Source organism: Enterobacter cloacae complex sp. P15RS (assembly GCF_014895905.1).
Classification (GTDB): Bacteria; Pseudomonadota; Gammaproteobacteria; order Enterobacterales; family Enterobacteriaceae; genus Enterobacter; species Enterobacter quasihormaechei.
Genome location: NZ_JADBQL010000022.1, coordinates 89,200 through 102,744 on the forward strand (window position 1 = coordinate 89,200; position 13,545 = coordinate 102,744).

Annotated in this window: 12 protein-coding genes and 1 riboswitch; of the genes, 9 read left to right on the plus strand and 3 right to left on the minus strand. The window is 55.9% G+C overall.

Annotated features, from left to right (window positions below; translation table 11 throughout):
• Positions 1 to 94 precede the first annotated feature (94 nt).
• From tolC to IM267_RS14065, 3 genes are all read left to right on the plus strand, one after another.
• Complete coding sequence (tolC, locus tag IM267_RS14055) at positions 95 to 1,573, plus strand: outer membrane channel protein TolC (protein ID WP_063867721.1); 1,479 nt, start codon at positions 95 to 97, stop codon at positions 1,571 to 1,573.
• A 193-nt stretch (positions 1,574 to 1,766) separates the two neighbouring features.
• Positions 1,767 to 2,432 carry a DUF1190 family protein gene (locus IM267_RS14060; protein WP_063867719.1) on the plus strand — a complete coding sequence of 222 codons (666 nt, stop codon included), beginning with the start codon at positions 1,767 to 1,769 and terminating at the stop codon, positions 2,430 to 2,432.
• 2 nt (positions 2,433 to 2,434) lie between these two features.
• Positions 2,435 to 3,595: a glutathionylspermidine synthase family protein gene (locus IM267_RS14065; protein ID WP_193033619.1), complete on the plus strand. Its 1,161-nt coding sequence runs from the start codon at positions 2,435 to 2,437 to the stop codon at positions 3,593 to 3,595.
• A gap of 82 nt (positions 3,596 to 3,677) precedes the next feature.
• Here the strand turns inward: IM267_RS14065 and ygiD are convergent, their stop codons facing one another.
• On the minus strand, positions 3,678 to 4,466 hold the full coding sequence (gene ygiD, locus IM267_RS14070) for a 4,5-DOPA dioxygenase extradiol (protein ID WP_112792135.1): 789 nt from the start codon (positions 4,464 to 4,466) through the stop codon (positions 3,678 to 3,680).
• A gap of 130 nt (positions 4,467 to 4,596) precedes the next feature.
• Here ygiD and zupT point away from each other — a divergent pair, with 130 nt between their 5' ends.
• The 5 genes from zupT (at position 4,597) to IM267_RS14095 (ending at position 10,600) form a co-directional block, all read left to right on the plus strand.
• Positions 4,597 to 5,370: a zinc transporter ZupT gene (zupT, locus tag IM267_RS14075; RefSeq protein WP_063867714.1), complete on the plus strand. Its 774-nt coding sequence runs from the start codon at positions 4,597 to 4,599 to the stop codon at positions 5,368 to 5,370.
• A 333-nt stretch (positions 5,371 to 5,703) separates the two neighbouring features.
• Complete coding sequence (locus IM267_RS14080; protein WP_063867712.1) at positions 5,704 to 6,264, plus strand: fimbrial protein; 561 nt, start codon at positions 5,704 to 5,706, stop codon at positions 6,262 to 6,264.
• 75 nt (positions 6,265 to 6,339) lie between these two features.
• Positions 6,340 to 8,787: a fimbria/pilus outer membrane usher protein gene (locus tag IM267_RS14085; protein ID WP_193033620.1), complete on the plus strand. Its 2,448-nt coding sequence runs from the start codon at positions 6,340 to 6,342 to the stop codon at positions 8,785 to 8,787.
• A 9-nt stretch (positions 8,788 to 8,796) separates the two neighbouring features.
• Entirely contained in the window at positions 8,797 to 9,558 is a 762-nt protein-coding gene (locus tag IM267_RS14090; protein ID WP_193033650.1) for a molecular chaperone, read from the plus strand.
• The gene (locus tag IM267_RS14095; RefSeq protein WP_131636410.1) at positions 9,542 to 10,600 is read left to right on the plus strand and encodes a type 1 fimbrial protein; all 1,059 of its coding nucleotides are present in this window, start codon (positions 9,542 to 9,544) and stop codon (positions 10,598 to 10,600) included. Before IM267_RS14090 ends, IM267_RS14095 begins: the two co-directional genes overlap by 17 nt.
• A 44-nt stretch (positions 10,601 to 10,644) precedes the next feature.
• On the opposite strand, the gene ribB is transcribed toward IM267_RS14095, so the two are convergent.
• On the minus strand, positions 10,645 to 11,298 hold the full coding sequence (gene ribB, locus IM267_RS14100) for a 3,4-dihydroxy-2-butanone-4-phosphate synthase (RefSeq protein ID WP_193033621.1): 654 nt from the start codon (positions 11,296 to 11,298) through the stop codon (positions 10,645 to 10,647).
• A gap of 105 nt (positions 11,299 to 11,403) precedes the next feature.
• Positions 11,404 to 11,554, minus strand: a riboswitch (FMN riboswitch).
• Positions 11,555 to 11,674: 120 nt separating this feature from the next.
• Between ribB and ubiK the strand changes: the two genes are divergently transcribed.
• On the plus strand, positions 11,675 to 11,971 hold the full coding sequence (gene ubiK, locus IM267_RS14105) for a ubiquinone biosynthesis accessory factor UbiK (protein WP_063451141.1): 297 nt from the start codon (positions 11,675 to 11,677) through the stop codon (positions 11,969 to 11,971).
• A gap of 116 nt (positions 11,972 to 12,087) precedes the next feature.
• On the opposite strand, the gene hldE is transcribed toward ubiK, so the two are convergent.
• Positions 12,088 to 13,518: a bifunctional D-glycero-beta-D-manno-heptose-7-phosphate kinase/D-glycero-beta-D-manno-heptose 1-phosphate adenylyltransferase HldE gene (gene hldE / locus IM267_RS14110; RefSeq protein WP_063867704.1), complete on the minus strand. Its 1,431-nt coding sequence runs from the start codon at positions 13,516 to 13,518 to the stop codon at positions 12,088 to 12,090.
• Between the last annotated feature and the right edge of the window lie 27 nt (positions 13,519 to 13,545).

Sequence of the window (13,545 nt, forward strand, 5' to 3'; positions counted from 1 at the left end):
TTACGCCAACCTTTTGGTGTGGATGATTCTGTTAGAATCGGCAATTATTTTTAATTAGATCAGCGCTAATACTGCTTCACAACAAGGAATGCAAATGAAGAAATTGCTCCCCATCCTTATCGGCCTGAGCCTGACGGGCTTCAGTGCAATGAGCCAGGCAGAGAACCTGTTACAGGTCTACCAGCAGGCACGTCTGGGCAACCCTGATTTACGTAAATCAGCGGCCGATCGTGATGCTGCGTTTGAAAAGATTAACGAAGCACGTAGCCCACTGCTGCCGCAGTTAGGCTTAGGTGCAGATTATACCTACACTAACGGTTTTCGCGATAACAACGGCATCGACTCGAATGCCACCAGCGCCTCTTTACAGCTTACACAGACTCTGTTCGATATGTCCAAATGGCGTGAACTGAGTTTGCAGGAAAAGAGTGCGGGCATTCAGGATGTCACCTATCAGACCGATCAGCAAACGCTGATCCTGAATACCGCGACCGCGTATTTCCAGGTACTGAGCGCGATTGACGCCCTTTCCTACACTGAAGCGCAGAAACAGGCGATTTACCGTCAGTTAGATCAGACTACCCAGCGTTTCAACGTGGGTCTGGTTGCGATCACTGACGTGCAGAACGCCCGTTCACAGTACGATACCGTACTGGCTAACGAAGTGACCGCACGTAACAACCTCGATAACGCGCTTGAAGCTCTGCGCCAGGTCACCGGTAACTACTATCCTGAGCTGGCCTCTCTGAACGTGGACAGCTTCAAGACGGACAAACCGCAGGCGGTAAACGCCCTGCTGAAAGAAGCGGAAAACCGCAACCTGACCCTGTTGCAGGCACGCCTGAGCCAGGATCTGGCACGCGAGCAGATCCGCCTTGCACAGGACGGCCACCTGCCAACCCTGAGCCTGAGCGCCTCGACCGGCGTATCGGATACCAGCTACAGCGGCTCTAAAACGACGTCTCAGGCCTATGACGACAATAACATTGGTCAGAACAAAGTGGGCCTGAGCTTCTCCCTGCCGCTGTACCAGGGCGGGATGGTTAACTCCCAGGTTAAACAGGCGCAGTACAACTTTGTTGGCGCAAGCGAGCAGCTGGAAAGCGCGCACCGCAACGTGGTGCAAACCGTGCGTTCTTCCTTTAATAACGTGAACGCGTCTATCAGCAGCATCAACGCCTACAAACAGGCCGTTGTCTCTGCGCAAAGCTCTCTGGACGCGATGGAAGCGGGCTACTCCGTCGGTACGCGTACCATCGTTGACGTGTTAGACGCAACGACCACGCTGTATAACGCTAAGCAGCAGCTCTCCAGCGCACGTTACCAGTACCTGATTAACCAGCTGAACATCAAGCAGGCTCTGGGTACGCTGAACGAGCAGGATCTGCAAATGCTGAACAGCACGCTGGGTAAACCGGTTTCCACGTCGCCTGACAGCGTCGCGCCGGAAAATCCAGAGCAGGATGCCGCGGTTGATAACTTCAACGCTAACGGCAGCATGCCAGCAGCGCAGCCAGCGGCCGCGCGTAGCACGGCACCTGCAAGCAGCGGTTCTAACCCGTTCCGTAACTAAGCATTGCCCGATGGCGCTTCGCTTATCGGGCCTACTGAATCGTAGGCCGGGTAAGCGCAGCGCCACCCGGCGCAAAATCCCCCCGAACGTAAGCCAACGTAAAGATCCCCTGCATTTCGCCCCTCTTCGCTTCATTTTCAACCACTCATCCTCTATCCTGAGCGTTATTACCACTGGGTCCCGGAAGACAAATATGAAACGGACAAAAACGATGAATCACGCGTCGTTCCGCAAAAGCTGGAACGCGCGCCACCTGACACCTGTCGCGCTGGCGGTCACTGCCGTCTTTATGCTGGCAGGCTGTGAGCAGAGCGACGAAACGGTCTCGATGTACCAAAACGCCGACGACTGTTCGGCTGCCACCGGTAAAGCCGCCGAATGTACAACGGCCTATAACAACGCCCTGAAAGAAGCGGAACGTACCGCGCCGAAATATGCCTCACGCGAAGACTGTGTCGCTGAATTCGGTGAAGGCCAGTGCCAGCAGGCGCCGGCTCAGGCGGGTATGGCTCCGGAAAACCAGGCGCAGGCTCAGTCCAGCGGCAGCTTCTGGATGCCGCTGATGGCGGGTTATATGATGGGCCGTCTGATGAGCGGCGGTGCGGGCTATCAGCAGCAGCCGCTGTTTAGCTCCAAAAACCCGAACAGCCCGGCGTACGGTAAATACACCGATGCCACCGGCAAGGGTTACGGCGCAGCAACGCCGGGCCGTACGATGACCGTACCGAAAACCGCGATGGCACCGAAACCCGCAACCACCAGCACCATCACCCGTGGCGGCTTCGGTGAGTCTGTGGCGAAACAAACCACCATGCAGCGTAGTGCGGCCGGCTCTTCGACTCGCTCAATGGGCGGCTGATCATGGAACGAGTCAGTATTGTCGAGCGCCCGGACTGGCGCGAAAAAGCCACCGAATACGGTTTCAACTTTCACACCATGTACGGCGAGCCGTACTGGTGTGAAGACGCTTACTATAAGCTCACGCTCGCTCAGGTTGAAAAGCTTGAAGAGGTGACCGCTGAGCTGCACCAGATGTGCCTGAAGGTGGTCGGGAAAGTCATCGACAGCGATGCGCTGATGACCAAATTCCGCATTCCAAAGCACACCTGGAGCTTCATCCGTCAGTCATGGAAAACGAATCAGCCTTCGCTTTACTCTCGCCTCGATCTGGCATGGGACGGCGTCGGTGAGCCGAAGCTGTTAGAAAACAACGCGGATACGCCAACCTCGCTGTACGAAGCCGCGTTCTTCCAGTGGATCTGGCTGGAAGATCAGGCGAATGCCGGAAACCTGCCGGAAGGCAGCGACCAGTTCAACAGCCTACAGGAAAAGCTGATTGAGCGTTTCGCCGAACTGCGTGAACAGCACGGTTTCAACCTGCTGCACCTCGCCTGCTGCCGCGATACCGAAGAAGATCGCGGTACGGTTCAGTATTTGCAGGACTGCGCAGCCGAAGCGGAAGTGGCGACGGAGTTCCTCTATATCGAAGATATCGGTTTAGGTGAAAAAGGTCAGTTTACGGACATGCAGGATCAGGTGATCAGCAACCTGTTCAAGCTCTATCCGTGGGAGTACATGCTGCGCGAGATGTTCTCGACCAAACTGGAAGACGCCGGCGTGCGCTGGCTGGAACCGGCCTGGAAGAGCATTATTTCCAATAAAGCCCTGCTGCCGATGCTGTGGGAGATGTTCCCGAACCACCCGAACCTGCTGCCTGCGTACTTTGCCCAAGATGAGTTCCCGCCGATGGAGAAATACGTCGTTAAGCCGATCTTCTCCCGCGAAGGCGCGAACGTCTCCATTATTGAAAACGGTAAAACGCTGGAAGCGGTTGAAGGGCCGTACGGTGAAGAAGGGATGATCGTCCAGGAGTTTTATCAACTGCCGAAGTTTGGCGACAGCTATACGCTGATCGGCAGCTGGCTTATTAACGATCAACCTGCCGGGATTGGTATTCGCGAAGATCGCGCGCTGATAACGCAGGATCTGTCACGGTTCTATCCGCATATTTTTGTTGAATAAAACTTGCCCGGTGGCGCTACGCTTACCGGGCCTACGCTCAACATACAGGCCGGGTAAGGCGAAGCCGCCACCCGGCATGTTTTTACCCCACCTGCACCGACAGCATACTCAAACTCCCCATCTCAATGCCGTCGACCGGGATGGTAATCTCCTCCTGACCATTCCACGTGCCTAACACATACAGCAGCGGCAGGAAGTGATCCGCCGTGGGGTTAGAGAGCGAACCGCCTTCGTGATCCAGATAGTTCACCAGCGGATGCTGTTCAACCGGCCCCTGCCAGGCGAGGTTATCTTTTACATAGTCGTTAAAAGACGTCGCCCAGGGATACGGGGTATTCTCCCCGTGCCAGCGCGCCGTACGCAGGTTATGCACCACGTTACCGCTCGCGACCAGCATGATGCCTTCATCACGCAGGGTTGCCAGCTTGCGGCCCATCTCCATATGCCAGGCCGCTGGTTTGGTACTGTCTACGCTCAACTGCACCATCGGGATATCGGCCTCGGGATACATTTTAATCAGGACGCCCCAGGAGCCATGATCAAAGCCCCAGGCTTCTTTATCCAGCGTCACCGGAACCGGTGCGAGCAGATCCACCAGCCGCTGCGCCAGCGCAGGGGAGCCGGGCGCAGGATAGTGCGTGTCATACAGGGCCTGCGGAAAGCCGCCAAAATCATGGATAGTTTTCGGCGCTTCCATGGCCGTTACGCCGGTACCACGGGTAAACCAGTGCGCAGACACCACCACAATCGCCTTCGGCCGCGGCAACGTCTCACCCAGGTGATGCCAGGTGCGGGTATAGACGTTATCTTCCAGAACGTTCATTGGGCTGCCATGGCCTAAAAACAGTGCTGGCATACGAGATGAAGACATGGTGATATCCTTACAGGAGGTGTCAATTTGATGGTTCTACATTACGCGCATTCAGGTGAAGATGAACGCAGATAACCGTGAAGATCATCATCAGGAAATTTGAATGTCAGATACAGCTTAAGGAGAGTGCATGTCAGTACCCTTGATTTTGACCGTACTTGCGGGTGCCGCGACCTTTATCGGCGCGTTCCTCGGCGTGCTCGGACAAAAACCGTCTAACCGCCTTCTGGCCTTTTCGCTGGGTTTCGCTGCCGGGATCATGCTGCTTATCTCGCTGATGGAGATGCTGCCCGCAGCCCTTCATACCGAGGGAATGTCGCCAGTGCTGGGCTACGGCATGTTCATCGTCGGCCTGCTGGGCTACTTTGCGCTCGACCGCATGCTGCCCCACGCGCACCCTCAGGATCTGATGCAAAAGCGCGCGGCTCCCCTTCCGGGCAACATCAAGCGCACGGCCATCCTGCTGACGCTCGGCATCAGCCTGCATAACTTTCCGGAAGGCGTTGCCACCTACGTCACGGCCAGCAGCAATCTGGAAATGGGGTTTGGCGTGGCGCTGGCGGTAGCCTTACACAATATTCCTGAAGGACTTGCCGTTGCCGGCCCGGTCTACGCGGCCACCGGTTCAAAACGGACTGCCGTGCTCTGGGCTGGGGTTTCCGGCCTGGCTGAAATTCTCGGCGGCGTACTGGCGTGGCTGATCCTCGGCAGCCTCGTTTCGCCTGTGGTGATGGCTGCCATCATGGCGGCGGTGGCCGGGATCATGGTCGCGCTCTCTGTCGATGAGCTGATGCCGCTGGCGAAAGAGATCGACCCTAACAATAATCCCAGCTACGGCGTGCTGTGCGGCATGTCGGTGATGGGGCTCAGCCTGGTTCTGCTGCAAACGGCAGGTATAGGCTGACTCGGATGCCCTCATCAATGAGGGCAATTCTTTGATGCGCCCCGGCGCAGCCGTTGCATTTTACACTGTCTGCGACTCTGTATTTACAATTGGAAAATCAAGAATTTTTATGGATATTTTTAAGCGCAATATTTCCCAATTAAATTGCGCTTAAAAAGCCGCTGCTGCATGAAATATTAACCGGTTACGATAGTAATAAATTATATATTAACCTCATCTAAAAATATCTTTAAGTCTCATTAATCGCAAACGCCTCCCTCATCCCGTTATACTTTGCGAGTATTCTGAAAATTAATATTCAGATTATGAATTCAATTGAAAAAGGATATTTTCATGTATATGGGTAAAAAAGTACTGTTAGCGGTTGCGATGGCTGCCATTGTTTCGGGTTCTGCTTTTGCTGAAGAACAGGGTTCAGGCAAAATCAAATTCAAAGGTGTGGTCATCGATGCGCCGTGCAGCATTGCACCAGACAGCGTTGATAAAGAAGTTGACCTGGGTGAAGTCACCACCGCCGTTATCAATGCCAACAAAAAATCAACGCCTGTTCCGGTCGATATTAATCTGGAAAACTGCCAGCTTGACGATCCGGCAGACGAGACCGACACGCCAATTACCAAAGTCGATGTCACCTTCACCAGCGCAGCAACGGACGCGACGGATACCAGCCTGATGAGCAACACCTATGCCAGCGGTGCTCAGAACGTGGGTGTGCGTTTGATGGATAACGCGGAGTCTAATATTACGCTGGGACAAGCTAACGAGATTGACCTGCTGCCAGGTTCAACCACGCAGACGCTGCATTTTAAAGCGCTTATGGAAGTCGCGGCAGGTAAAACCGCGACAGCAGGCCAGGTGGAAGCTACCGCTAACTATGTCCTGATGTACAAATAAAAACGTTGCATCACGGTATAAACCGACTGGCATTTTATGCCAGTCGGCACGAAATATTATTCTTCGAGTAACAGGATGATGACATATAAATTACAATGGTTACTCATCATTACGTCCCTGTTAATGACGAAAGTCGCCTCTGCCACCGAATTCAACATTAATGCCATCGATAAAGATCAGCGCGGCGGCGTTGATTTGTCGCTTTTTAAAGATCAAATATCCGTTATCCCGGGGCGTTATTTCGTCACGGTTTCAATTAATGATATTCCGCTGGCCAATGGCTGGCAGCTAAACTGGCGGGAAATAAACGATGCGGTTCAGGTCTGTATTCCTCCCGAGCTGGCCGATACGTTTGCGTTGCAGGATAACGTTCGTCAGGCGTTACCGGAAAAAGAGGGATGCATTGACTTCACCGCCAGGCCAGACATCAAATTCAACTTTGAGCAGGCCAGCCAGACGCTGAAAGTGACGATCCCTCAGGCGTGGTTGCAGTATCGCGCAGCCGACTGGATGCCCCCGGCCACCTGGGATAACGGCGTACCGGGCGTGCTGCTGGATTACAATCTTTTCGCCAGCCATTATCAGCCCGATAGCGGCAGCAGCAATGACAACGCCAATACCTACGGCACCGCCGGTGCGAACATGGGGGCGTGGCGGCTGCGCAGTGATTTCCAGTACACGCAAAGCCATACCGAAGCGGGCTCGGAGCACGACGGCCGTTTTTCTCGCGTCTATATGTTCCGCCCCCTGCCCTCGCTCGGCGCAAAGCTGACGCTCGGGGAAACGGATTTCCAGTCCGCGATTTTCGACGCCTTCACCTATACCGGCGCCTCGCTGATCAGCGACGAGCGCATGCTGCCGTGGTCGCTACGCGGCTATGCCCCGCAAATTACCGGCATTGCCCAGACCAACGCCACGGTGACCGTTAGCCTTGCCGACCGCGTGATTTACCAGAGTAAAGTGCCGCCTGGCCCCTTTGTTATTCAGGATCTAAATCAGTCGGTTCAGGGTACGCTGGACGTTAAGGTGACGGAGGAGGACGGGCGCGTGAGCACCTTCCAGGTTTCTGCCGAATCCGTCCCCTTCTTAACGCGCAAGGGCCAGCTACGCTACAAGCTCGCGGCCGGGAAGGCGCGCAAGGACGCCTCTCACGACGTTGAAGATAACGGCTTCATGAGCGGTGAGTTTTCCTGGGGCGTACTGTCACAAACTTCCCTGTACGGCGGCACGCTGGCTGATGGCGACCATTATCGCTCCGTTGCCGCCGGGATAGGCCAGAACATGGCGTACCTCGGCGCGCTCTCGTTTGACGTTACGCAGTCCACCAGCCAGCTACCCGGCCAAAGCAGCCAGACAGGCTACAGCTACCGCGTTAACTACAGTAAGCGTTTCGATACGACCGGCAGCCAGCTCACGCTTGCCAGCTATCGCTACTCGGACCCGCAGTTTTTGAGCTACGCCCGTTATCTTGATTATGACGACAGTGAACGCCAGACCGAAAAACAGACGCTCAGCGTCACGGCAAGCCAGTATATTTCGGCATTATCGCTGAATTTGTATGTGAACATGCTGCGCCAGACCTGGTGGAACGACGCGCCCTCCACAACGGGCAGCATCACGGCGGGCTACAACTTTGACGTGGGCCGCTGGAAAAACCTGGGCGTGAGCGTGTCCTGGAGTAAAACGCATTACGAAGATGAAGACGAGAACGACGACACCCAGTTTTACCTCTCGCTCAGCGTACCGCTCGATCCCGACCATCGCCTGAACTATGACCTGCGCAACAGCGACACGCTCAGCCATAACGTGTCGTGGTATGACACCTCGGACCGCAATAATACATGGGGCGTTTCCGCAGGTGCGGAAAGTGAAAAGCCGGACGCCGGCGCGCAGGTCAGCGGAAATTATCAGCATTATTCGACCTTTGGCGATCTGAATCTATCCGGCAGCTATAAGGCCGATGAATACACATCCCTCAGCGCAAGCTGGAACGGATCGTTCACCTCAACGGCGAAAGGTGCCGCCCTGCACCGACGCAGCTACGGCAATGAGCCGCGCGTGATGGTAAGCACCGACGGCGTGGGCAGTATCCCGCTGAACATGTCGCGGGATGAGACCAACCGGTTTGGCATTGGCGTTTTGCCGTCATTCTCCAGCTATACGCCCTCCAGCGTGCAGGTCAATATGAACAACCTCCCGGATGGCGTGGATGTGGACAACCGCGTCGTCACCTCCACCTGGACCGAGGGCGCCATTGGATACCGTCAGATTGCCACGCGGGCGGGTAAGGACATCGCGGGCATTTTACGAACGCCGTCAGGTACGCCGCCGCTGGGGGCGATCGTTCGACTTAAGGAGAGCGATTTGCAGGTTGGGATGGTCGCCGATGAAGGCCACGTCTGGCTGGGCGCGGTTGAGCCAGAACAACAGTTTCGGGTGACGTGGGGCGACAATCAGCAGTGTCGCTTCTCGCTACCTTCTCACTTAGAAAACAGTATGCAGCTGATACTGCCTTGTCAGTAAGAAATCATGATGAAATTAACCCCGCTTAAAAGCCTGTGTCTGATGCTCTTCAGCGCAGCATTTACCACTCACGCCGCCATTAACCTGGACCGCACGCGCATTGTCTTTCCCGAAAGCGATAAGGCCAGCAGCCTGAAAGTGGACAACCAGAGCAAGGCGCTGCCTTACCTGGCGCTTTCCTGGATTGAAGATGAAAAAGGACGCAAAGAAGACGCGCACTTTATGGCGCTTCCGCCCATTCAGCGCATTGAGGCAGGCTCCTCATCCCAGGTGAGAATTGTGAAACAAGCCGCGACCGGTCAGCTGCCTAAAGACCGGGAGTCCCTGTTTTACTTCAACCTGCGCGAAGTGCCGCCTAAAAGCAGCAGCGCAAGCGAGGAGCGCAGCGTGATGCAGGTGGCGATGCAGAGCCGAATCAAACTCTTCTGGCGTCCAAAGGCGATCGCCAAAAAACCGGGGGAGATGACGGAAATGCGGATGGAAATTACCGCCAGCGCGAAAGGCCTGACGGTGCATAACCCGACGCCCTACTACATCACGCTGGCGTGGCTGAGCAAAAACGCCAAAACCATGCTGCCGGGCTTTGACAGCCTGATGATTGCGCCTTTTGCCACGGAAACCACCTCCACCGGGGATTATCACGGCAGCTATTACAGCATCGGGTATATCGACGATTACGGCGCGCTCAGGAAAGTGGATGCGCAATGCGCGGGAAAGGCTTACTGCAAGCTCACCGAACGGAAGGTCAGCCCAGATGCGAAAGCTCATTAACCTCATGCTGCTTCTGCTGGCGTTTTTGCCGCTGAAAGAGGCGCTGGCGCTTAACTGCTATCTGGGCGGCTCGGGCGGGCCCGTCGAGGAGACAAAAACGATCTCGCCTTTTGCTATCCCCAGCAACGCGCAGGTTGGGCAAAAAATCTGGGAATCGAACGACATTAAAATTCCGGTGACGTGCGATCACAACGTCACCAGCGGGTTTGAGCCAGAAGATGTGTATGCCTGGGTCAACCCGTACCCCTCCGCAACCGATCCTTACTATGAGCTCGGCGTCACGTATGAAGGGATGGATTACGATGCGACAGGCCAGTCCAACGGCGTTGATACGCATCAGTGCCTGGATAACAACAACATCACGATCTACACCCCTTCACAGATACGCCAGATGGGCTGGGAAAACCGCATCTGCTCCGGTAACCCGGACGATATCCACACCTCGCGCACGTTTATCGCCCGCCTGCGTCTGTTCGTCAAAATCAAGGCCGTTCCGCCCCACGGCTACGTCAGCTCGCTGAGCGATTACATCGTGGTGCAGTTTGACGGCAAGGGCGGGGTGAACCAGATGGTTGACGCGAAGAACCTTAAGTACCACATCAACGGTCTGCAAAACATTACGGTACTGGACTGCGGGGCAACCTTCAGCATTTTCCCGGAAAATCAGGAAATTGATTTCGGCACCTTTAGCGCCCGCGATATTGTGAATCAGCAAACGCGCAAGCGGACCTTTTCGGTCAGGACCACGAAGGTTCAGGACGCCCAGTGCTCCGACGGATTTAAGATGGATTCGTCGTTTTACACTACCGACACGCTCACCGCGGACGATACCGCGCTGCTGATTGGCAACGGCTTAAAGCTGCGTATTCTGAACGGGACGGAGCCCTATACGTTTAACCAGTATAAAGAGTATGCGGATTTTACGGGCAGCACGTTGCAGTATGAGCAAAACTACACCGCAGAGCTGTCACCGGTGGAGGGAAAAGCGATCCGGTCCGGGCCGTTTGAAACCGTGGTACTGTTCAAAATTAACTACCACTAGCAACAAAAAAGCCGGGTTTCCCCGGCTTTTTCACGTCAGCGCGTTCAGCTGGCCTTGCGCTCATGCGCATGGCGGTACTCCACCAGATCGTCAATCGTCACCACCGGCATGTTGTGCAGACGGGCAAAGGTGATGCACTCCGGCGCGCGCGCCATGGTGCCGTCATCGTTGGTCAGCTCGCACAGGACGCCCGCAGGCTTGAAGCCAGCCAGCGTCACCAGATCGATGGTCGCTTCGGTATGACCACCACGGGTCAGCACGCCGCCCGGCTGCGCGCGCAGCGGGAAGACGTGGCCAGGACGGTGCAGATCGGAAGGTTTCGCGCCATCGGCAATGGCTGCACGGACGGTAGTCAGGCGGTCAGCCGCCGACACGCCAGTGGTTACGCCATGCGCCGCTTCAATGGTCACGGTAAAACCGGTCCCGAAGGCGCTGGTGTTGTTTTCAACCATCATCGGCAGCTCAAGCTGCTGGCGACGGTCTTCAGTAATACACAGGCATACGATGCCGCTGCCGTGACGAATGGTCAGCGCCATCTGCTCAACGGTCATGTTTTCGGCGGCGAAAATCATGTCGCCTTCGTTTTCACGATTTTCGTTGTCCAGCACCATCACGCCGCGGCCTTCGCGCAGTGCATCCAGTGCATGTTCAACACGTTGAGTTGAAGTGCCAAAAGAGGAAAGTAGCGTCTGATTCATGGTAAAAAAACCTCATTAACTTTATGGTTACCAGAATCAGGGCAGTCTTAGGAGCGCCGTACAAGCGGCAAAAAAATAACGTGAGCGGGCCTCGCCCGACTTGATCGTTACTCTCTCCCATCCGGACTCTAACCGTCGGCCCCGGAATTACACCGGATCTGCTGACCTTTGAGAATTCACCCAAAGCGCTCGCGGGCTTTCAGCGCTAAGCTGATTTACCGCCGGTGGGGAATTTCGCCCCGCCCTGAGAATAAGCGAGATAACTATAACGCTATTGATTACCCTGGGCAATGCATAAGCTTCAAACAATTTTGTTTAACCCGCGGCATGACGCGCTACAATAGGCACTAACACCTTTTCATCAAGGGAAACGACAATGATTGACCCAAAGAAAATTGAGCAGATCGCGCGTCAGGTTCATGAGTCCATGCCGAAAGGCATTCGTGAGTTTGGTGATGACGTTGAGAAGAAAATCCGCCAGACGTTGCAGGCACAGTTGGTTCGCCTTGATTTAGTCAGCCGCGAAGAGTTTGACGTGCAGACCCAGGTTCTGCTGCGCACTCGCGAGAAGCTGGCGCTGCTGGAACAGCGTCTGAGCGATCTGGAAAACCGTAATGCGCCGGAAGAAGTGAAGCCGGCTCCGGCCATTCCGCCGGTGGATGACCAGGAGTAAGTGCGGCCTGTTGTGCCCGGTGGCGGCTCTGCCTTACCGGGCCTGGATGAACGCGTAGGTCGGGTAAGGCGCAGCCGCCACCCGACATAAAAAAACGGGCCAGCTGGCCCGTTTTTTTACTGACTGTCTTTCTGGATCTTCCTGATGATGTTGGTGGTTGAGCACCCGTCCTCAAAGTTGAGCACCATCACTTCACCGCCATTCGCCCAGACCTCTTCGCTACCCGCGATTTGCTCTGGCTTGTAATCGCCGCCCTTCACCAGCAGGTCAGGCAGGATCCCGGCAATCAGGCGCTGCGGGGTATCTTCTTCAAACGACACCACCCAGTCCACCGCTTCCAGCGCGCCGAGCACGATCATGCGCTGCTCCAGCGGGTTCACCGGGCGCGTTTCGCCTTTCAGACGTTTGGTCGACGCATCGCTGTTGACCGCCACAATCAGGCGATCGCCCAGCTTGCGGGCATTCGCCAGATACGAAACATGACCCGCATGCAGGATGTCGAACACGCCGTTGGTCATCACCACTTTTTCACCGCGTTTGCGCGCGGCGGCAACGGCCACCTTCAGCTCGTCTTCGGTCATGACGCCAAAGCCGGTATCCGCACGCCCGCGCACCGCGTTTTCCAGCTCGATTGGCGAAACGGTGGAGGTCCCGAGTTTACCGACAACCACGCCCGCCGCGGCGTTCGCGAAGTAGCACGCCTCTTCCAGGGAGTTACCCGCCGCCAGCGTCGCCGCCAGCACGCCGATCACCGTATCACCGGCACCGGTCACGTCGTAAACTTCCTGCGCCTGGGTTGGCATATGCAGCGGTGCCTTGCCCGGTTGCAGCAGCGTCATGCCCTGTTCGGAACGGGTGACCAGCAGCGCAGACAGCTCGAAATCAGCGATGATTTTCATGCCGCGCTCAACCAGCTCTTCTTCCGTTTTGCACTTGCCCGCCACCGCTTCGAACTCAGAAAGGTTTGGCGTTAGCAGGGTTGCGCCGCGATAGCGCTCAAAATCGGTGCCTTTCGGGTCGATCAGCACCGGTACGCTGGCTTTACGCGCCAGCTGGATCATGGTCTGCACGCTCGCCAGCGCACCTTTGGCATAATCAGACAGCACCAGCGCGCCGATATTGCCCAGCGCCTGGCTGATGCGCTCGTGCAGCGGCTCAGGATCAACGCCTTCGAACCCTTCTTCAAAATCGAGGCGGATCAGCTGCTGGTTACGCGACAGCACGCGCAGCTTGGTGATGGTTGGGTGTGTCGGAACAGAAACGAAGTCGCACTTCACGTTCACGTCCGCCAGCGACTGACTCAGCGCACGCGCCGCATCGTCAATGCCGGTCAGGCCCACCAGACGCGAATGCGCGCCCAGCGAGGCGATGTTCATCGCCACGTTTGCCGCGCCGCCTGGACGCTCTTCAATGGTGTCGACCTTAACCACCGGCACCGGCGCTTCCGGAGAGATACGGCTGGTCGGCCCATACCAGTAGCGATCCAGCATCACATCACCGACAACCATAACTCCAGCACGTTCAAACTCTGGCAGTGTTACTTTCATTCCTGACTCCAGAAAGATTCACAATTT